The sequence below is a fragment of the Flaviflexus equikiangi genome (assembly GCF_014069875.1).
In the GTDB taxonomy this organism is placed as follows: Bacteria; Actinomycetota; Actinomycetes; order Actinomycetales; family Actinomycetaceae; genus Flaviflexus; species Flaviflexus equikiangi.
The window spans coordinates 2,109,215-2,129,884 of the sequence record NZ_CP059676.1 but is presented as its reverse complement, the minus strand read 5'-3'; the positions used below and the strand labels follow the sequence as shown (position 1 = coordinate 2,129,884).

General features: G+C 61.8%; 13 protein-coding genes. 9 read left to right on the top strand and 4 right to left on the bottom strand.

The window, feature by feature from the left end; all coding sequences use genetic code 11:
- Nucleotides 1-98 precede the first annotated feature (98 nt).
- From H2O75_RS09780 to moaA, 3 genes are all read right to left on the bottom strand, one after another.
- Nucleotides 99-2,516: a DMSO/selenate family reductase complex A subunit gene (locus H2O75_RS09780; RefSeq protein ID WP_182171460.1), complete on the bottom strand. Its 2,418-nt coding sequence runs from the start codon at nt 2,514-2,516 to the stop codon at nt 99-101.
- A gap of 365 nt (nt 2,517-2,881) precedes the next feature.
- Entirely contained in the window at nt 2,882-3,127 is a 246-nt protein-coding gene (locus tag H2O75_RS09775) for a MoaD/ThiS family protein (protein WP_182171457.1), read from the bottom strand.
- Nucleotides 3,128-4,216 (bottom strand): GTP 3',8-cyclase MoaA, encoded by a 1,089-nt coding sequence (gene moaA / locus H2O75_RS09770; RefSeq protein ID WP_182171454.1) that lies wholly within the window; start codon nt 4,214-4,216, stop codon nt 3,128-3,130.
- A gap of 160 nt (nt 4,217-4,376) precedes the next feature.
- Here moaA and H2O75_RS09765 point away from each other — a divergent pair, with 160 nt between their 5' ends.
- Both H2O75_RS09765 and clpB read left to right on the top strand, forming a co-directional pair.
- Entirely contained in the window at nt 4,377-5,816 is a 1,440-nt protein-coding gene (locus tag H2O75_RS09765; RefSeq protein WP_182171451.1) for an amidase, read from the top strand.
- Between the two features lie 208 nt (nt 5,817-6,024).
- The gene (clpB, locus tag H2O75_RS09760) at nt 6,025-8,634 is read left to right on the top strand and encodes an ATP-dependent chaperone ClpB (protein WP_182171448.1); all 2,610 of its coding nucleotides are present in this window, start codon (nt 6,025-6,027) and stop codon (nt 8,632-8,634) included.
- Between the two features lie 95 nt (nt 8,635-8,729).
- Here the strand turns inward: clpB and H2O75_RS10945 are convergent, their stop codons facing one another.
- Nucleotides 8,730-8,879 carry a hypothetical protein gene (locus tag H2O75_RS10945; RefSeq protein ID WP_259365249.1) on the bottom strand — a complete coding sequence of 50 codons (150 nt, stop codon included), beginning with the start codon at nt 8,877-8,879 and terminating at the stop codon, nt 8,730-8,732.
- A gap of 392 nt (nt 8,880-9,271) precedes the next feature.
- Between H2O75_RS10945 and H2O75_RS09750 the strand changes: the two genes are divergently transcribed.
- The 7 genes from H2O75_RS09750 (at nt 9,272) to H2O75_RS09720 (ending at nt 20,646) form a co-directional block, all read left to right on the top strand.
- On the top strand, nt 9,272-10,882 hold the full coding sequence (locus H2O75_RS09750) for a LuxR C-terminal-related transcriptional regulator (RefSeq protein ID WP_182171445.1): 1,611 nt from the start codon (nt 9,272-9,274) through the stop codon (nt 10,880-10,882).
- 199 nt (nt 10,883-11,081) lie between these two features.
- Nucleotides 11,082-14,774: a DUF7927 domain-containing protein gene (locus H2O75_RS09745; protein WP_220462729.1), complete on the top strand. Its 3,693-nt coding sequence runs from the start codon at nt 11,082-11,084 to the stop codon at nt 14,772-14,774.
- A 60-nt stretch (nt 14,775-14,834) separates the two neighbouring features.
- Nucleotides 14,835-16,472, top strand: coding sequence for a SpaH/EbpB family LPXTG-anchored major pilin (locus H2O75_RS09740; protein WP_182171439.1), 1,638 nt, complete (start codon nt 14,835-14,837; stop codon nt 16,470-16,472).
- Between the two features lie 42 nt (nt 16,473-16,514).
- Nucleotides 16,515-17,504: a class C sortase gene (locus H2O75_RS09735; protein WP_310650319.1), complete on the top strand. Its 990-nt coding sequence runs from the start codon at nt 16,515-16,517 to the stop codon at nt 17,502-17,504.
- Nucleotides 17,505-17,530: 26 nt separating this feature from the next.
- Nucleotides 17,531-18,982 carry a SpaH/EbpB family LPXTG-anchored major pilin gene (locus H2O75_RS09730; protein WP_182175179.1) on the top strand — a complete coding sequence of 484 codons (1,452 nt, stop codon included), beginning with the start codon at nt 17,531-17,533 and terminating at the stop codon, nt 18,980-18,982.
- Between the two features lie 104 nt (nt 18,983-19,086).
- Nucleotides 19,087-19,926, top strand: a complete 840-nt coding sequence (locus tag H2O75_RS09725; protein WP_182171434.1) for a class C sortase — start codon at nt 19,087-19,089, stop codon at nt 19,924-19,926.
- Nucleotides 19,927-20,109: 183 nt separating this feature from the next.
- On the top strand, nt 20,110-20,646 hold the full coding sequence (locus H2O75_RS09720) for a GNAT family N-acetyltransferase (RefSeq protein ID WP_182171431.1): 537 nt from the start codon (nt 20,110-20,112) through the stop codon (nt 20,644-20,646).
- Nucleotides 20,647-20,670: the final 24 nt, after the last annotated feature.

The following is a 20,670-nucleotide window of genomic DNA, read 5'->3' as shown; positions in this document are numbered from 1 at the left end:
AATATGGTCAGTCCACCCTTGGGTAAATGGAATACCGGGGCGCTATGCCCCGGTATGTCCGTTATGTGTGCTCGTGGCCGAGTCGGGTCAGCCGGCCGCTATGCCTTGACCACCTGGACGAGGTTGGTGTGCTGCGGGTTGCCCTTCGAGAGGGGAGAGGCGTGGATCTTCGTCAGCGTATTGATGCAGCCACCCTGATCGATACCGTCCTTGAGGTCGTACCATGCGCCTTGGGGAACGGAGATGACACCGGGAACGATACGAGGGGTGACGAGCGCGGGGGAGGAGATGCGGCCGCGATCGTTGAACACCTCGATGAGGTCTCCGTTGGCGATGCCGCGGGCGGCGGCGTCCTCCGTGCTGATCCAGATCCGCTGCGGATGCGCCTCGACGGTCCAGTCGATCGTCGCATAGGAGGAGTGGGTGCGGCCCTTGAAGTGGTGCCCGATGCACTGGAGGGGATACGTCTCGTTCGTGCGCGCCTCTTCCACGCCCTCCCACGTGGGAACGTACTCAGGAAGCGGGATGAGAACATCGCCCGGCAGCGGGTTGGGGAATTCCCATTCCTCCGCCATCTCAGCCAGCTGCTGGGAGTAGATCTCGATAAGCCCCGACGGGGTCTCCAGCGGGTTCGCTGCGGGATCTTCGCGGAAGTCGCGGTTGGCGACGAACGTGCCCTCCGGGTTGTTGATCCGGAACACGCCCTTCTCCCTGAACTCCTCTTCCGACCACAGATCGGGAACGGCCGCACGAGTCTCCTCGATCAGATGGGAACGCCATTCCTCCTGCGTGCGCCCCTCCGTGAACTCGTCCTTCATCCCCATCTTCTCCGCGAGGAGAGTGCACATGTCGTAGTGCGACTTCGTGTCGTGCAGCGGGGCGATGGCCTGATCGACATAGATCGCGTACGCCGTATCGCCCGCATACTCCGATCCGATGAAGTCGACTTCTTCCGCGTTCGTCGTCGAGGGCAGCACGATGTCGGAGTACTGAGCAGACGCGCACATGTGCGTATCGACCGTGACGATCAGTTCGCACTTGGTCTCGTCGAGCAGGATCTCCCGCGTCGCATTGAGATCCGAATGCTGGTTCATCGTGATATTGCCGGCGATGTTGAACATCATCTTGAAGTTGGTCTCCAGAGCATCGCGTCCCTGGATGCCGTCCTTGGTGGCCGTCAGCTCCGTGCCGTGATCGATCGCCTCGCTCCACTTGAACGACGGGATCTTCGTGAGGATCGGGTTCTCTCCCCCGAACCTGGCCAGCGGGAAGGGGATCGTGCCCTCTCGGGAGCCGTTGCCGCCGCCGTTGATGCCGACATTGCCGGTCAAGAGGGGCAGGATCATGATCGCGCGGCAGCTGTATTCGCCGTTCGCCTGACGCTGGATGCCCCAGCCCTGGAGGATCGAGCAGGGCTTCGCTTCGGCAATCTCACGTGCCAGCGAACGAATACGGTCGGCGGGGATCCCGGTGATCTCCGAGGCCCACTCCGGTGTCTTGACGGTCCCGTCGGGGCCGAGGCCTTCGACGTAGGAACGGTAGGAGGCATGGGCGGGAGCACCGTCTGGCATATGGTCTTCGTCGAAACCGACGCAGTACGTGTCGAGGAACTGCTGATCGTGGAGATCCTCCGTGATCATGACGTACGCGAGTGCGGCGACGAGGGCAGCATCCGTCCCGGGAGCGATCGGAATCCACTCGTCGGCGATCGTGACCGCAGTATCGGAGTAGCGGGGGTCGATGACGATCGTGCGCACCCCGTGATCGGCCCGCGTCTTCTGGGCGCTCCACATGTTGTTTCCGCCTGACATGCGAGTCTCGACAGGGTTGTTGCCCCAGTAGATGACGAGCTTGGAGTGCTTCGAATCCGCGATCGAGTTCGATTCGAAACGCTTGCCGTACATGAAGGGCATGGAGCGGGTGATCTGGGAGGTGGAGTAGGAGCCGTACCAGCCGACGTACCCTCCCATCTGCGAGAGCAGCCGAGACCAGGAGCCGAGGATGATGTTGCCCCCGGTCACGCCCGAGGCGTACTGGTTGTAGATCGATTCCTGGCCATAGGTGCTGACGATGCGCTTGTATTCGCTGGCGATCGTCTCCATCGCCTCATCCCATGAGATCTCCTCCCACTCGCCCGCGCCCCGCAGGGTGCCGGGCTTGCGCCGCATCGGCTTCTTGATGCGGTTGGGATCGTAGACGCGGCGGCGCAGGGAACGCCCGCGGACGCAGGGACGCAGCTGGGGATCGACGATCTCGTTCGTTCCGGAGCTGTCGGGAAGCTCCCGGACAATCGTGCCGTCCTTGACCTCGAAGCGCAGGACGCAGCGCGAACCGCAGTTGACGAGACACGAGTTCCAGACAGTCTTATCCACCTCCCTGCCCGCGGGAGAGGCCGTTGCCCGAGAGGGCATGCCCAGGTGGGCGGCGGTGGCGACGAGGGCGGCTGAACCGCCGGCAACGCCGGACCATGTGACGAATGTTCGGCGGGAGACCCTGTGGTCGGTGACGGGGGACATGATGTGGCTCCTTTGACGTGTGACTCCCATCAAGGATCCGAGAGGCAAGAAGCTCAGGGTGGGAAGAACGTCCCGGGTGGGAGAGCCGTCGGACTGACCCGGATCCAGCCGCTGACGGCGATCCTCCAGGTCAGCGCAGGGCGCCCCCCTGGCCCTCGACGAGTACGGTGAACCTGGACGTCTTTAGAGCAGGTGAGACTTGCCGAAATGGGGAGGAGCAGAGGTGCGGGCGCAACGACGATGCTTCCGACCAGCCGATATCCACAAAAGCTCAACGCGGCCCCAGGAATCCCGGCACGCCGGCTGCGGTGGCGGAAACAGCAAAGGGGGACGATCACAGATCGTCCCCCTTCGCTGTTAACGGATCATCCGCCTGCGAACGGCGGGAGGACGTCGACTGTGGCGGCCGAGGGCAGGACCGACACGTCATCGGCACTGACGCCGTTGACGAGGAGAGCTGAGATGCCGACGAGGCGAGAGAACTCCCCGGGCCTCGACTGCGCCAGGTGTGAGCGGAGCTCACCCGCGGTCATGCCCTCCGGGAGGGCAACCTTCTCTCTGGGTGTTCCCGCAGCCTCAGCAACGGAAGCGAAGTAACGTATCTCGACCATCTATCCACCTATTGCACTCATGGGGCGGTCCGGTTGCAGGAAGCCCTCGTCGTCGATGCCGTGTCCGGCCTTCTTGATCCACATCGCGCCGCGCCAGCGGTCCGCGATCTCATCATCGCTCGCCCCGGATCTCATGAGGCCCATGAGGTCGACCTCTGAATCACCGAAAAGGCAGTTGCGAATCTTACCGTCTGCCGTGAGGCGCGTCCTGTCGCAGTTCCCGCAGAACGGTCTCGTGACAGAGGCAATGATGCCCACATTGCCCGCGGGGTGGTGGGGGCTTTCGGCCCGCCACAGCTCGGCGGGGGACGTGCCGCGCACGGTGTCTCCCAGCGGGGTCAGGGTGAAATCCTTCTCCAGCATCTCGAGAATGTCGCCAGCCGTGATCATGTCGCCGCGCTTCCAGGACCCGCGCGGTCCGAGCGGCATGTATTCGATGAAACGTAGCTGATAGCCGTGATCGAGGCAGAACGCGAGGAGAGGGGAAGCCTGATCGTCATTCACCCCTGGCATGAGGACGGCGTTGACCTTGACGGGGGTGAGCCCAACCTCCTGGGCGACACGTGCCCCCTCGACCGCGTCATGAAGGCGGTCTCGCCGCGTGAGTTTCGCATAGATGTCGCGGTCTACAGAGTCGATCGAGATATTGACACGATCAAGGCCGGCTTCCTTGAGGCGGGCGGCCCTCCTCGAAAGCCCGAGAGCATTCGTGGTCAGCGACAGCTCCGGCTTGAGCCCGAGATGGTTCGTCATCGCGGCGGCCTGCCCGACAATGCTCTCCAGACCCTTGCGGAGCAGCGGCTCACCGCCGGTGAAGCGGATCTCCTCGATACCGAGCTTGTCGAGAGCGATGGCGATGAGGCGGACGATCTCATCGTCCGTGAGAAGGCGATCGTTCGGAAGCGGGTCAATACCTTCCTCGGGCATGCAGTACTGGCACCGCAGATTGCACTTATCGGTCAGCGAGACCCTCAGGTCCCGCCCAACCCGACCATAGCGGTCACCGAGCAGGGGTGTGTTCGGCCGACCCGATACATCCGGCTCGTCCGAGCGCACGGACGGGATTCCAAGGGCGACGCTTCCATTCATTCCTCCAACATATTGCAGTATGTCTATTTTCTCCAGATTTGCTGGTGGAAAAGGGTGTCAGTCGCGACACGCCACAATATGGCGGCGACGTTTTGCTGGGACTTCAGTCTCGATCGGGAGAGATGGTCGTGTGACCTACCCTGCATGGAAAGATGGTGGCATGATCATTCACGAACTGAGCGCACTCGACCTTGCCCGCGCGATCGCCTCCGGGGAGGTCAGTGCGGCAGAGGTCCTCGCCCACACCCGCAGCCGGATCGATGCCTGCCCCGAGGTGGGAGCGTTCGCCCACGTCACAGCCGATCGTGCGGATAGGGAGGCAAGGGCGGCCGACCAGCGCGTCGAGGAGGGTGCCCCACTCCCGTTCGATGGTGTGCCGCTCCCGATCAAGGACGCAACAGCCGTGGCCGGCGAGCCCTGGGAACAGGGCGCCGCGATCCTCGTCGGCAACGTTGCCGAGGAGGACGAGGGCGTGGTGACGCTCCTGGCCGAAGCCGGCAGCGTCATGGTGGGAAAGACGACAGCCCCTGAGTTCAGCTTCCCGGCCTATACGGAACCGGAGATCGGCCCGCCCGCCCGCACGCCGTGGGATGTTCGACGAACGGCTGGGGGCTCCTCCGGCGGAGCGGCGGCCGCCGTCGCCGCCGGTATCGTTCCCGCCGCACACGGCTCAGATGGTGGGGGTTCCCTCCGCATCCCCTCCGCCTGCTGTGGCACGGTGGGCTTCAAAGCATCGCGGGGCGTCGTCTCTCCCGGGCCCCGCGGGGTGAGCGGTTCCGGGCTGACAACCCACGGGGTGATCACCCGCACCGTCGAGGATTCGGCTGCGCTCCTCGATGTTCTCGCACATCCCTGGCCCGGGGAGACCTACCATCCGCCCCGGGATGCTGTCCTCGAGCGGGCAGGAAGCTATCTCGCGGCAAGCAGGCAGAGCACGGGGCTGCTGAAGGTCGGCCTGCTGCTCGATCCGCTCAACGTGGGCGATGTCGACCTTCATCCAGAGGCCGAAGAGGCCGCCCTGCGCCTCGCGGGAACGCTCGAGTCTCTCGGACATTCGGTACGTACGGTTCACCGGCCCTTCACTCCCCGCGATTGGGAGGCTTTCATGCCGCTGTGGACGTCGGCTGCCGCCGCGATCCCGCTGACGGCTGAGGATGAAGGGAACGTCACGGAACTCACCAGGTGGCTGCGAGAGCAGGGGAAGAGATTGTCTGCGACGGATCTCGGATCCGCCGTCAACGCCGTGCAGGCTCTCACGCGGAAGGCGGCGCTCGGATGGGCGGACGTTGACGTCATCCTCAGCCCCACTCTCTCCGGGCCCCCTGCCTTCCCCGGAGAGCTCAAGCTCCCGGATGGTGGAGAGGACTTCGAGGCGCAGAAGCGTTTCACCCCGTGGGCCAGTACATGGAATCTGACCGGAAACGCCTCGATCAGCCTCCCCGTCCACCGTGCCGTCGTCGATGGTGTCGAGCTTCCGTTCGGGGCAATGCTCGGAGCGGTCAAGCCCGGCGGCGACGCGCTGCTGCTCTCGCTCGCATCCGATGTCGAGAAGGCGGACCCGTGGCCAAGCATCCGGGAGCCTATGGCGAGCGCGGGCTAGAGCGGCGGCCCGGTCCTGTCTGGTGCGGACGCTGTCCCGATCGGCCCTGAATCATTGCGGCCCAGGGTCCAGGGTCCGGGGATCAGGCCGGTTCAGGGGGAGCTACGGGCTGTCAGTCGAGATCTGTGACACACTCATTTCTTGAGTGGACTAGACTCAAGTTTATTTGCGTTCTATTGTGTAGATCAGAACGACATTGAGGAGTGTCATGGATAAGTTCACAACGAAGTCACAGGAAGCTATTTCTGCGGCGCTGGAGATGGCGGTGCGGGCGGGGAATCCCCAGCTCGAACCCATCCATCTGCTCGCCGCACTGCTCGGCCAGGGCGATGGCGTCGCCGTGGCCATGCTCAACGCCATCGGCGTCGACCGGGCCGCCCTCAGCGGGCGCGCCCAGGCCGCACTGACGGCCCTGCCGGGCGCCCAGGGGGCGTCCGTGGCTCAGCCGTCCCCGTCACGTCCGCTCAGCCTCGTGCTGTCGGATGCGGGGAAGGAAGCGACGGCGATGGGAGACGCCTACGTCTCAACCGAGCACCTGCTCATGGGCCTCTCCGCATCCCAATCCAGCGCCGGCGATATTCTGCGCTCGGCGGGAGCATCCCGCGACCAGCTGCAGGGAGTTCTCGGACAGGTCCGCGGGAACCGCAAGGTCGATAACCCAGACCCAGAGGGAACCTTCGAAGCCCTCGAGAAGTACGGTCAAGATCTGACCCAGATCGCCCGCGATGGCAAGCTCGACCCGGTGATCGGCCGCGATGCCGAGATCCGTCGCGTCGTCCAGGTGCTGTCACGTCGGACGAAGAACAACCCCGTTCTCATCGGTGAACCTGGCGTCGGCAAGACCGCCGTCGTGGAGGGTCTCGCCCAGCGCATCGTCGACGGGGACGTTCCCGAGTCCCTCCGCGGCAAGCGCCTCATCTCGCTCGACATCTCGGCGATGGTGGCAGGAGCGAAATATCGGGGCGAGTTCGAGGAGCGCCTCAAGGCCGTCCTCCACGAGATCAAGGAATCCGACGGAGAGATCGTCACCTTCATCGACGAGCTCCACACCGTTGTCGGTGCCGGACGAGGCTCGGACGGTGCGATGGATGCGGGGAACATGCTCAAGCCCATGCTCGCCCGCGGCGAACTCCGGCTCGTCGGCGCAACGACTCTCGACGAATATCGGGAGAACATCGAAAAGGATCCTGCCCTCGAACGGCGCTTCCAGCAGATCTTCGTCGGAGAGCCCTCCGTCGAGGATACGGTCGCGATCCTGCGCGGCATTGCACCCAAATACGAAGCGCACCACAAGGTCACCATCTCCGATGGTGCGCTCGTCGCGGCGGCTGAACTCTCAGACCGCTACATTTCCGGCAGGCAGCTGCCGGACAAGGCCATCGACCTTGTCGACGAGGCGGCCTCGCGCCTGCGCATGGAGCTGGACTCATCGCCGGAGGAGATCGACACTCTCCAGCGGCAGGTGGACAGGCTGACCATGGAGGAGTCCTACCTTGTGGATACTCTCGGGGACGACAACGACGATGCTGGCGCGGAACGCCTCGAGAAGATTCGCGGCGAACTCGCCGACAAGTCGGAGGAGCTTGCCGCTCTCAACGCCAGGTGGGAGAACGAGAAGGCGGGACGCAACCGTGTCGGCGACCTCAAGGTGAAGCTCGACGAGCTGCGGACCGAGCTGGAGCGTGCCATCCGCGACGGACGGTATGAGGATGCTGGGCGCATCCAGAACGGGGAGATCCCTGAGGTGGAGCGGAAGATCGCCGAGGGGGAAGCGGAAGACAGCCCGTTCGACGGCGTTGATCCGATGATCGCGGAGCAGGTGGATGCCGATGAGATCGCCCAGGTTGTCGCGGCCTGGACGGGGATTCCTGTCGGCAGGCTCCTGGCAACCGAGACGGAGAAGCTGCTGCACATGGAGGATGTGATCGGCCAGCGTCTGATCGGCCAGAAGTCGGCGGTGGCCTCCGTGTCCGATGCTGTCCGGCGCACCCGAGCAGGAGTGGCAGATCCAAATCGGCCCACCGGCTCCTTCCTCTTCCTCGGCCCCACCGGTGTGGGCAAGACGGAGCTCGCCAAGTCGCTGGCGGACTTCCTCTTCGATGATGAGCGGGCCATGGTCCGCATCGACATGTCCGAGTATTCGGAGAAGCATTCCGTTGCCCGTCTTGTCGGTGCCCCTCCCGGGTACGTGGGCTACGAAGAGGGCGGTCAGCTCACGGAGGCCGTCCGGCGCCGGCCCTACGCTGTTGTCCTTCTCGACGAGGTGGAGAAAGCGCACCCCGAAGTGTTCGATATTCTTCTCCAGGTCCTCGACGACGGGCGACTGACGGACGGCCAGGGGAGGACAGTGGACTTCCGCAACGTCATCCTCATTCTCACCTCGAACCTCGGATCCCAGTTCCTCGCGGATCCCCTCCTGAGCGACGAGGAGAAGAAGGCGAATGTCGACCGGACAGTCCAGGCCGCCTTCAAACCCGAGTTCCTCAACCGGCTCGACGACATCGTCCACTTCGACCCACTCGGCATGAGAGACATCGCCGCCATCGTCGAACTCCAGGTCGGCCACCTCGCCCAGCGCCTGGAGAGCAGGAGGATCTCGCTCAACGTCACCCCAGCGGCGCGAGACTACCTGGCTGTCGAAGGGTACGACCCGGCCTACGGGGCGCGTCCGCTCCGCAGGCTGATCCAGCGCGAGATCGGAGACGAGCTTGCCAAGCTCATCCTTGCCGGGGCCGTCACCGATGGAGACACCGTCACGGTTGATGCGCCGACCGAGGTCGGCAGCCGCGGCATGACGCTGACAGTCGAGACCCACTAAGGGAGATCCCCAGTATCGCCCCCCGCGCGGGGGCGGTACTGCTATCCAGGATGCCTACCGCGCGGAGATCGACTCTCGAAGGGTTTTCGCGGCGGTCACGAGATTGCGGATCGAGGCGATCGTCGATAGCCGCGAGTCTTCAGCCCACAATCCGGGTTGACCCACAGGCGTTGCGGATCGACTGAAGCGAATGCGAGGCCGAGCAGCGAGTTGAGTTCGTGGATGGAACTCTCGGCGAACGGCACTCTGGCGCAGCAGGGACCATCGCTTGCTGGACGCTATGGCCTGAAGTAGATCGGAAGAGAACGCCAGCGACGTCTTTCTCGACCTCCGATTCGGCGCATGGCCATTGGTGGCGAAGCAACCTTCGGCTGACACGCGCCCTTCGCAACCAAAGGACCTTAGCCCTAGATGGGGACGTTACTGCATATAATATTCGACCATCATTGCCCATTTGCTGACATTCAGTGTGTAAATTGCTTAGATGGGCGATAGTATCCGCTACAGGGATGATGACAGTCTATCGATGAATATGGATCGTCATGCATCTTGTAGGAGTTTCGATACTCCAAGGCGTTGCTTGATGTTCTCGGCGCGTTTCCAGATGGGGTTCGGAAGTGAACGTGAGGGCTAATTCATGGTTAATACTTCTGGCGAACTTAAAGTGGTCAGTGCACCGGGCGAAGCTCTGCAGACGTCAGGGAGGGCGAGCTCGGTTCGCAGCGAGAATTCTGAAGCGACGCTTTCAATTATCGTGCGCCAACTTGAGAGGCTATACGAGGAACGTAACCTTCCGGTGCTTGCGCGGACTATTGAGGATCACCTTCTTGCCGCGCATTTCGGCCTGGAACCCAGCATCTTTCACGCCATGCTCACGAGCATTGTTGACGGAGGTGTCGACGAGCGCGGCCTCGCGCGCGGAATGCTGTCGATCTTCAGCGCTGACAACGACAAAACTAAAGGCTGCGCTCCCGACTCTGGGTCTCCTGACCCTCCCTTCTCAGCCGAGTTCATGAGACTTGTCGGCGCGATCATGAAACTGAGACTAGCGGGACGCGCACATTTGACCCCCGAACTCATGCTGCAGCTCGATGTGATCGACAATCGCATGGGCTCCATGACGCCGCTCTTCTCCGACAGCAGTGGAATGGCAGTCCTGCTGCCTGTCCAGCTCGGCATCACTGCATTATTGGCAGGGGAGCCCCGGCGTGCTCTTGACTGCTTCGTCCGTGCCCAGATGCAGCCCATGGTGCCCAGCCTGGCGTTTCTGACGCGCGATGCATACGCGAAGGAAGCGCTTCTTCACGGCGCCTTCGGCAGGCCGTCCGACGTCCAGAGAGCACTCACGAAAGTTGATACCATACCGCGCCTTCACTCGTGGGTCGAACCCGGCATTGACGCGACGATTGAGCTCGCACTCGCCTTCACCGAGGTGGCCGATAGCGAAGCTGCGATCAAGAGACTCGACTCGATTCCACTGCATTCGCTTGGTGAGATGTGGCCGTTCTACGTCATTGCGTTGCGGCGCACGCTGTGCCGGGCAGGCCGCTATCGGGAGTTGCTAGATCGGCTGGCGAGCCTCGAGAGGACACCGCTCGCCAAGATCCCGGGAGAGGGCGTGGCGGGAAGCGTGTTTCCTGTTGCGCGTGTCAATGTCAGTATCGCCAAAGGCGATCTCGATGCTGCGCGACATCTGCTCAAAGGAGCCGATCCTGCGTATGTAGCAACGGAGGTTGCCCTCTTAGACATCGAGCTTGCTGCCGGGCGGCACCATCACGCCCTCAAAGTTGCTAAGCGGATTGGTTCCCGAGACGGAATCCGCATGTGGAAGATCGATGTGTGGCGGATAGCAGGAATGAGTGCAGCCTATCTCCGGCTCGAGAAGTTCGAAGAAGCCCGCGAAGCCTTGCTGCTGGCTCTATCGGGAGGGCTGGAATCCGAGGATCTCGATGCCTTCCCTGATGACGTGCTGGATTTCGCGGCTTCCACAATCGATGGTTGGCCGGCGCGAGACGGGAGAAGCCCCCGGGTGGTTAATTCCCTCCCTGACGGTTCCGCGCGGCTGACGGGACGCGAGTTCGAGATTCTGCGTAAGTTGGCGCAGGACAAATCGCAGAAAGAGATTGCGAACGAGATCTTCGTTTCTTCCAACACGCTGAAAACCCATGTCAAAGCCATTTATCGCAAGCTTGGCGTGTCGAGCAGGGAAGCCGCGGTGTTAAGGGCGGAGCGCGAAGGCTGGCTCTAGCCCCGTAAATATCTGGGGTGAGATTTGCGCTCGTTTGGGTGATATGTGGCTCTTGCACAGCCCAAGGTCCCCATCGTGCACTTAGATGATCACCATGTCGCTACGTGGACTCGTGTCGAAAGTCCTCCGGTCGTAGCTCGCAGCAGCAGTTAGGGAGCCAATGACGGCAACTCGATGGGGTGGGGAACGCATGCTTACGATGTCTCGTTCAAACGTCGCTCTTGGACTTGTGTTCGCCCTCAGCTTGCTGACCGGCGTCATGCCGTCCCAAGCCCAGCAGAACGTTGATGTCGATCCGACGATTGTTGTCAGCGATGAGACCATCGAACCGGCCGAAAGTGAGCAGCCGGTCGACGATCCGACATCAGACGAGCTCTCGCGGGCAGAGTCCGAAGGGCCGGTCAGCGAACCCGCAAGTGACGAGATCTCCAGCGAGCCGGAGGGTTCCGCCATCCTCAGTGAGCCGGAAGGTCCCGAGGATTCGTCTGCATCAGTATCGACGGGAGATGTGGAAGCGGGCCTCTTCGCTCTCCCCACCGGACGCAACTACTTGACTTGGAAGGTAACCGATGCGGTGGGCAACCCGGTGGGAGGAGCCACCGTGACCGTCGGTGGGCCCGCGGGTCGAACGTCCTGGCCGACGGGCACTGCCAACGTGGCCGACTGCACGGTCGATCCTTGCCATCCGTCGTCGATGGACCAGAATCCAGCCCCCGGAGTCTTCGCGGTTCCATTTCTCATCCGCGAGGGGGAATCGTACGACACTCGCCACGACATCAGTGCGAACAGCCGATACCGGATCCAGCCCGTCGGGTCGATCAACGAGTATGGCTGGACCACGTCGACCGCCACGTGGATAGAGATCCCTGGGAGCGGCAGTAGTCCGTCAGGATGGCCGACAAACGGCCCCTGGGTGTTCACCGACCTCATGGTTGCACCGAGATCGCAGACGAATATCTGCACGGCGGCGACAAACGAATACTATACGTTGCGCCGAAACTCGTCGACGTCATCGAGCACAGCGATACTGAAGGCGACCCATAACGCGGCAGAGACGGCAATCAATACGACAACAACGCAGGTTCCCAACTCGTCGGTCACTCTGTCTGCCAACCAGACTGGCAACGCGCTCGGTGTGACACCCACCGGCATCTTCTACTTTGCGGGTCAGGACGCCAACGGCCGAAACGTCACCACGTATCGCTTCGATCCGTCAGTGGACGCAGCTCCTTATCCCGTATTCACGATGGACATGCTGTCCCCGACTGCTGGTTATGTTGTCGCGGGCGATGCGACGATCTATCAGGGCCGCGAAGAATTCTACTACGCATACTTCTCTTCGTCGAACGAGAACATCAATGGGCGAAGTGCCCTTCGCATGCACGTCTATCGCTACTCGGCGGGCAACGGCTACCGCACCGGCGAAGTCGCGCACGTCGACGTTGAGCGGCCCGTGAACTTCACGACAAGTGCTAACGCGATGAACGGGGACTTCGCCTTCGACGGTGCCAATAACCTCCAGTTCATCATGTCGGACACAAACGGCGGATACACAGTCTCTGGATCTGTCGAAGGTGTTGCCCTCCAGCAGATTCCGGGATCCCACACACTCGCCGAGGTCCCCACGATCATTGGTTCGGCCAATGCGGGCCGGTTGCCGAATGGCCAGCGAGAGGCTGTCAACGGCGTGACATATACGCAGAGCGGTCGTGCCATCATCCAGCAGGGCGCCCTCAACTCGTTCGCCGACCCGACGTCCATGAATATTCTCAGTAGCCGTACCACGTTGAGCGGGGGCGGCGCCTTCGTCGACCTCGCGAGCTGCGCGGAGCCGACAACCATCAGCGTACAGAAGTACGTTGACGGAGATCGGTTCCAAGCAGGCGACCAGTTCGTGCTGAACGCTGCCAGAACAGCTGGCGGTACGACAACACCTTTCACGTCGGCGACAACGACTGGTAACGAGCAGGGCCTGCAAAAAGAACAAATCGGTCCCTTCGCGATGATCTTCGACGGAACGTTCACGGCCAGCGAGACCATCTTTCAAAATGAGGGCAGCTACCAGACGACGTGGGCCTGCTATGTCGGCGGTTCCCAGACATCGTTTATCAACGGAAACGGGCGAAGCCTGTCGTTCGCGCTCAGCACCACCACGAGCCCCCAGCTTGTGCCGGGTGAGAACATCAACTGCATCTTCACGAACAAGGCACTGACCCCTAATCTATCGGTCGACAAGTCGTCCTCGCCCGAATCCGGGACCACGGTCAACCCGGATGGGATAGTGACATATACACTGACCTTCGATAACACTTCGGGCACAGCTGCCGCGACGGTGAATCACGTCGATCACCTGAAGGACGTGCTCGACGACGCCGTCTTCGTCAATGGCACTGACGTCGTGCCGGCTCCGGTGATCACGGCGTCGGGAACCCCACCCTTGACCACATCGTGGGACGCCACGAGCCAGCAGCTCGCGATCACCGGCACGGTGCCCGTTGGTGAAGTTCGAACGATTTCCTTCCCCGTGCGGGTAAAGGATAACGCGGACAACGCTGCCGCCCGCGAGAATGCTGACCAGCCGCTCGCAGGCTACTGGATGCGCAACTATGTCACACCAGCCGGTGAGAACCCTCCCGCCACCTGTGAAGACGACTCCGCGCTGTGCACCCAGCATCCTATTCCCGCGTGGACTGTGTCGAAGGATTCACTGCCTGCAGACGATTCCCTCGTCCACAGCGGCGATACCGTCCACTACCGGGTGACGGTCTCCAAGCTTAACGGTGGTGCCGGGAACTGGGCTCTCGACGATGTCGTTGTCACCGACGACATGACAGATGTGCTGAAAGTTGGATCCTGGGCCCCCGATGCAGAGATCCGTTCGGGCGCTCTCCCGATCGGCATCTATCTTTACGATAGCGACGGGAACAGGCAAACAGCCTGCTCCGGGGAAGCTGACTGTGTGACAGACCCAGTCCTGCAGGCTGGCGGCGGAACAGCTCCCTATTTCGATAGCACGTGGACTCTGACCACATCGGAGTTCGATATGCCGGCGAACATTGTCCGCGCGGAAGTCTGGTACTCCGTGACAGTGGGAGATGCTCCCACGATTGATGGCCAATGGGAGCCCGAAGAGATTCAGTGGGGATCCACATTCCTCAACGCAGCCACGGCCGACAGCACCTCCCAGCCGCCGCAGCAGTGTGAAACAGGCGTTCCGGATAGCTTCAACTCAGACGAATGCCAGGTCGAGCATCGTATCCAAAACGGCTTCTTCACCATTCGCAAGGACGGTGTCAGCGTCGACGGCGTCGAACAGGGACTCTCCGGACACGCTTTCGAGATCCGCGACGATAGCGGTGGAACGATGAGCGCGGCAGTGCCGGCGGCCATGTGTACAGAGCAGAACTGGATCGATGCTGGCTTCACCGGCACCGTGCCCACCGTGCCGTGGAATGTCGATCCTAGTGACTATCCCGGATCCCCGACAGACTGTGCCTATCTCTACGCGACAGATTCCCCTGCACAGCAGGGCGCCTGGAGATCACAGAACCTGCCCGCGGGAACATATTGGCTGCTCGAGACACGGGCTCCGGCAGATCACCAGCTTCTTGCAGAACCAGTGAAGTTCACTGTCGCGGACGCTGACGGCGAAGGACGACTCACGGTCTACGACCGCGAGGGGAATCCCGCTAAAACTTGTGGGTCCGGCGGCGTGGCATGCGTTGACGGAGACGGATGGCTCATGATCATCCAGGATCCGCGCATGATTGCTTTGCCCCTCACGGGCGGTCTCGGGATCAACGCCTTGCTCTCGGGCTCAGCGCTGATCATCATCATCACTGCAGTCGGAGTCGGATTGTTCATCCGACGTCGGAACAGCGTCAGCTCGTGATTGCGATGAAGAACCACGTTTTAATCCTGAAAAACAACTCTCCATTCGGAAGGTAGAACAATGAATATCAAGAAGAGAGGGCGCAGTGCGCTGGCAGGGCTCGTTGCAGCCGGTGCCGCATTCGCTCTCGCCCTCGGCGGAGGCGCCGTTGCCAACGCCGCTCCAGGTGACGCGGACAGCCCGCTCATTCTCCCGGGCACTGGGGGAGCTCCCATCACCGGAACGGTGACCGTCCACAAGCATGAACAGCCTAATACTGCTGGCAATCCGGCGAACGGTCTAGAGCAAACTGTAACGAGCCCGACCATAGCCGGTGTCGATTTCACAGCGCAGCGGGTAGTAAGCGTCGAGGTCGACGCCGAAACTGTCACGTTCGACCTGACGACCAACGAGGGCTGGCAGAACGCGTCGAAGCTTGACTACGACGCGGCAACCAACTCGTGGACCTACGAGGACGTTGCGGTAACATCCGTTGCCTTTGGTTCTGAGGTTGTCAGAACGACGGGCACCAGCGGAGCTTACGCTCCGGCAGTCTTCGCGGATCTCCCGGTCGGCCTCTACCACTTCGAAGAAACTGCTTACCCCGCTAACGTGACTCCGTCTGTGCCGTGGGTGATGACAGTCCCCCTCACGCATCCGACAGATCTTAATAAATGGCTCTACGACATCAATGTCTACCCGAAGAACTCGACGACAAACATCGAGAAAACGGTCGAGGATTCGGCGGGTGTCAAGATCGGCGATCCGGTCACGTGGACAATCAAGGCTGACATCCCCCGCACCGCGAACCCCGGTTTCACCGGAGGCGACCCCAGCGCCGATAACCTGGAGTTCCTGGCTCCCAGCAAGTACCTGATCACTGATCAGCTTGATGCTCGTCTGGCACTGCAGACCGTCACCGTGTCTCTCATCGGCGTAACTGGCGTCACTCTCGATGCCGGTGACTACACCGTGCTCCCGAACCCGATCCCCGGTCCGGGCTCGAATCTCGGCCAGAACGTCCAGGTGGAGTTCACCCCGGCTGGTCTCGCAAAGCTCGGGCTCGCGGGCTCGACGGCAGGCGCCCAGGTCCAGGTTGTCATCGGAACGACCGTCGCCTCCATGGGAACGGGCGTAACCGCTGGCATCATCCAGAACGAAGCGATCCTCTTCCCCAACGACAGCACTGTAGAAGGAATCCCGAGCGAGATCGTCGAGTCGAAGTGGGGCGACATCGTGATCAAGAAGGTCGACGCATCCGACAACACCGTTCTTGAAGGCGCAGTCTTCAGCGTCTTTGTCAGCAAGGAAGATGCGGAAGCCGGCAGGAACCCCATTTCAGTCGGTTCTGGCGGCACGAACCGGTACACGACCGATGAGAATGGTGAGGTGCGAATCTCGGGCCTCCGCTACAGCGGGTTTGCCGATGGTAAGGAGTTGGCTGAAGACGACCCTGACTACCGCACATACTGGCTGGTGGAGGTCAAGTCCCCCGCGGGATATGAGCTTCTGGCAGAACCCGTCCCGGTCATTGTCAAGGCTGCCGAAAGCCGTGTCGTCGTGACACAGATTGAGAACGCGCCGGCGAACGGTGGCTTCGAGCTCCCGCTGACGGGTGGCATGGGAACGGGAGTCCTGACATTGGCAGGTATCTCCATCCTCGCCGCTGTCATGCTCGTGGCACGCAGCCGTCGCGACAGCGAACTGGCTGCCGAGTAGCACGCTCGGGTGGGGGCTCACTCTGAGCCTCCACCCGTCCGAATGGAAGAACCTGGGCTGAGAGGAGGTGTCGGCATGAGCGAAACCCTGGAATCGTCGACGTACGGCACCCCTCCCAGGTCGGGTTCGAAGTCCGGCTTCACAAATGCACGCACACCCATCGTTCTCCTGATCATCGCAATGATAGGTTTCGGGGCACTCACGTACCCGAGTGCGGCAAACTGGTTCGCTTCGCTCACCCAACGGTCAGATGTGGCGAGCTACGTGCGTCAGATCGAAAACATTCCGGTGCAAGAACTCACCGACACGCTTCGAGACGCTGAGGAATATAACTCTCACGTTCCAGCCGGAGTGCTGCGCGATCCGTATTCGGGGTCGAGCAGCGATCAGGCGGGCGATCCGGGCTACCAGCAGTATCTGAGCACACTAACCGCAAGCGAAAACGGTGTGATTGGTGAGATCCGCTATCCGCGTCTCGATATCTCACTCCCCATCTACCATGGCACCAGCGATGACGTCTTGCGCAGGGGCGTGGGGCACTTGTACGGCAGCTCCCTTCCAATCGGGGGCCCGTCGACACACTCGGTGCTGACCAGTCATTCTGGCCTCCTATCGGCCTCACTTTTTACCGACTTGCCCAAGGCTGCGGTCGGTGATGTTTTCACGGTGAACGTCATGGGAGAGGATCGATACTACGAGGTTCGTCAGATCGAAACCGTCCTCCCAGAAGAAACTCAATCGTTGAGGATCTCCACCGGGCAAGACAGAGTCACCCTCGTCACCTGCACCCCTATCGGCATCAACAGCCATCGCCTCCTCGTCCATGGTGAGCGAATCGATGCACCAGTCGGCTCTGACGGCAAGGAACTGGCGAGTAGCGGAGAAACGGCAGGCTTCCCGTGGTGGGCACTCGGCTTCATCTCTGGATCTGCACTGGTGGCATTCATTCTTTTCAAGCCGGTCAATCGGCGCAAAGCACCCAATGGTGCGACGGAACACGTATTCGACAGTAAGTGGGAGGGGCTGCGGTGAAGCAGAAGACCGACGCACATAACAACATGACAGTGAAGAGTCTGCTGGGCGCTCTGCTGGCGATGGTTCTTGCCCTGATCACCGCGCAGGGAGCTCTCGCGGCACCTCTTGAGTCCGAGACGATGACGATCGAGATCCATAAGTTCGAGCAGCCCGATGAGCGGGGGGTTCCCTCCAACGGCCTTGTCCAGGACACGACCGGCCTCCGACCAGTCAAGGGCGCAACATTCACCGCAAAACGTGTCCCGGGTATCGACCTGACGACCATTGCCGGTCAGCAGGCAGCCTCCGTTCTCGCGGCGAATGATGCTGCAGATCTCGTGTCCAATGTTCCAGCAGCCGCCAGTGCAACAACGGACGCGAGCGGCAACGCGACCCTGACTCCCCTCGATGCTGGCCTCTACTATGTTGAGGAGGTCATGACCCCCGCGGGCTATGTCGAGGCGGTCCCGTTCCTCGTCGCCCTGCCGCTGACCGATCCGGTCAGCCGCGATCAGTGGCTGACCACGGTGCACATCTACCCGAAGAACGCAGTAGCGAGCATCAGCCTCGATGTTGTCGACCAGGATGCCATCGTGCTCGGCGACATTGTCCACTGGACGTCGACGTCGACGATCCCCAACGTCCCGAGCCTCGACGGGTACCGTGTCGAGCAGGTGATCGACACGAAACTTGAGTACACGGGCACCCCTGTTGTCTCCATTGCGGGAGGTGCGCCGCTGACGCCGGGCGTCGACTACACCGTGACATTCGACCCCGACACGAACACAGTCGCCATCGAGTTCACCGATGCTGGTCTGCGGAAGCTTGAGGATGCGCTGGAGCGCGACCCGAACAGTACGGTCACGATCGAATACGACACCATCGTTCTCCGAGAAGGCGAGCTGATCAACGAAGCAATTCTCTACCCGAGCAGGTCATCGATCGATGATGGTCGAGGAGTGAGCGACACCGCGATCACCAAGTGGGGTCCGCTCTCCGTCGTAGTGCACGAGTACGGCAACCCCAGCAATCTCATCGCCAACGCGTGCTTCATGGTCTATGCCTCCGAGGCGGATGCTCGAGCGCAGAGGAACCCCATCAGCGTTGATGGTGTCAATCAGTGGGTGACAGACGACCAGGGAAGGTTCATCGTCCCAGGCCTGCGCTTCTCCAACTTCGCGAACGGACTGGACCGCGACCCGAGCGATCCGCTCTACCGACTCTATTGGGCCGTCCCCGTGTGCATCCCACCCGGGTGGACCTGGGTTGACGACAGGCCCCTCGCGGGCGCGGTCAACGACGTTCTCCAGTTCCAGACACTGATCTTCGAAGTGGAACGCAAGCCCGTGCCGCCAAGCATTCCTGATATGCCGGTCACAGGCTCCCAGGTAGCGGGCCTCGGATTCCTGGGCATCTCATTCATTCTTGCCGGCATCATTGCGCTTGCCTCGCGGAGGCGCCAGGCACGTGACACGGGAGTGTCAGCGTCATTGTGATCGACGTGGAGGTGCCCGGGGCGGCTGACAGTCAGCCGCCCGGGCCGATACGGAGGAAGCGGCGCAAGGTTCGCACGTCGAGCATCATTCTGCAGATTCTGGCGATGCTAGGGATTGGTCTCCTCGTCTACCCTGACGGTGCAGACTGGATCAGCAGCATCGGGCACAACTCGGAGATCTCGGGTTACGTGCGCCAAGTCGAAGGCACTCCGAGTGAGCAGCGGCAACGGATCCTCGATGCCGCCTACGCCTACAACGACAACCTCGAACCCGGCCCCTTGACCGACCCCTACCTCACTCAAGAGGAGGACGCTGAAGCGGGAAGTGCTGTCTACCAAGCGTATGAGGAGATGCTCCGCGTGAGCGGCACCGATGCGATCGGTACAGTGAATTTCCCGCGCCTCGACATCGCACTGCCGATCTACCACGGCACATCCGAGCGTGCGATCTCGCACGGCGTAGGCCACATGTACGGAACGTCTCTACCAGTTGGCGGCCCCTCGACGAGGGCTGTCCTCACCTCCCACTCGGGACTTCCGCAGGCAAAGCTGTTCACGGAGATCCTCAAGGCTGAGCCGGGAGATCTCTTCTGGATCTCGGTCCTCGGAGAGGACCACCATTATCGGGTCGAATGGACAGAGACCGTGCTGCCGGGCGAGACGGAGTCCCTCGAGATCATCGAGGGAGAGGACTGGGTGACGCTCTTTACCTGCTCTCCGATCGGCATCAACAGCCACCGGTACATGGTTCATGCGGTGCGAGTAGCTGACCCGATCGATGAGCTAGGCGGTCAAGCCATCGGCGGAGACGGTGTGGGCCTCGGTTTCCCCTGGTGGGCTGTCATCTTCATCGGAGCCTCCACCCTGTCAGGGTTCATACTTCTTGCACCGAGCAAGCGCAAGAAAAAGCCACGGACCACATGTGATCCGCTCCCCGAAAGCTGACGCTGGCAGGTCGAATCGGCCGGGCACTCTGACGATTCCGCATGGATGAGACGGATTATGCGAAGATCCCCGGCGTGAGACGAACAACGTGCTGAGTCGCCAACATCAGCCCGTCCACAACATGATTCGGCGGCGTGAGACCGGATCATGCGATTCACCGGCTCTTACCGGTAGCCTTGCTCCGTGACTATCACCCTGACCCGCCTCGACCCGGTAGGCGTCGACTACGACGAGCTCGTGTCGTTCATGACGTCCAACCGCTTTCCCTTTCACGTGCGCCAGACGGTGACCCGTGAGGATGTCGAGACCGCTATCGCCGACGGCAGCTACCGCGACGACGACAATGACTCATATTGGATCGATCACGACAGTCTCGGCAGGATCGGTTTCCTCCGGTTCGAGGACTTGACGGACCTGGCGCCTCTGTTCGACATGAGGCTTGCCCAATCCATGAGAGGACGAGGTCTTGGCGCCCAGGTCCTCGAGGCGGCCACGGCGCATGCCTTCTCCCTTGCCGGCGTCGACAGGTTCGAGGGGCAGACGCGGGAGGACAACATTGCCATGAGGCGGGTGTTCGCACGGTGCGGGTGGGTCCAGGAAGCCTACTATCGTGAGGCGTGGCCCGTCGAGGGAGGCAAACCTCTCGCCTCCGTCGCCTACAGCGTGCTCCGCAGGGATTGGGAAACGGGCACGGTCACACCGATCGTGTGGGATCTCTAGGCCGAGTGCACCGCGGAGCGTTGA